This window comes from Neobacillus bataviensis, from assembly GCF_019969725.1.
The window spans coordinates 1-433 of record NZ_JAHXYW010000066.1; the positions used below are offsets into that span (position 1 = coordinate 1).

Genomic DNA, 433 nt, shown 5'->3' on the forward strand with positions numbered 1-433 from the left:
CAGCGGGAGATTAAATAATTTTGGAAAGCTGTATACTATTCAAACAAATCCACCAGCGATTAAATCATTGAAAATAAGACATTTTATTTATATCCATTCTAATTATTGACCTTATCTTAACAAATCATAATCTAATCTTAAACTATTTGTTTTGTCTTCTTAAAACTTAGTTAACACTATACCTTTAGTTTTGTCATAATCGAAATTCAAAAAACCTATTTATGAAAATTAACAAAACTATCGGAGCCCTACTCTTTGCTTCCCTTGTATTTCAAGGCTGCAATGATGACAATAACGGGAACTCTGACACTCCTGTCAATGACAAAATCAAAATTGAAAATTTTTCTAAAGAACCTGCTTTCGTTTTTGGGATGCCTGGTTTTGAAAATTTAAATATTACCACCCTTATTTCCAGCTCTGATGTTCTTTCAGC

At 30.7% G+C, this 433-nt stretch carries 1 protein-coding gene; it reads left to right on the forward strand.

Annotation, left to right across the window (positions count from 1 at the left end; translation table 11 throughout):
• Positions 1-221: 221 nt before the first annotated feature.
• Positions 222-433 (forward strand): hypothetical protein (locus tag LC455_RS31165; RefSeq protein WP_223596815.1); only part of this gene is annotated, 212 nt, incomplete at its 3' end.